Genomic DNA, 352 nt, shown 5'->3' with positions numbered 1-352 from the left:
TCTATTAAAGGTATACCATTGTCCATTGAAATTTGTACATTTTCATCATAATGAATTATACCGATTATTTGCTTTTTAAAAAATCTTTCAATTCTTACATAATTTATTCTTCTTCTAACTTTATTTAAAACAATTCCAAAAGTTTTTATATCCANNNNATCTAATACTTTTGTAANTCTATATGCATCTATTAATGATGATTTTTCAACATTTGTTATTACTATTGCCTCTTCAGAAGCCTTTAATGCTTCTACTGCTTCTTTACCAATTCCAGCAGCAGAATCTATAATAATATAATCAAAATCATCATATATTTCCATTATTCCATTATTTAATTTTTCTGTAGAAATAT

The organism is Candidatus Nanopusillus massiliensis (genome assembly GCF_920984865.1).
Note: the sequence above shows the minus strand (reverse complement) of the source record.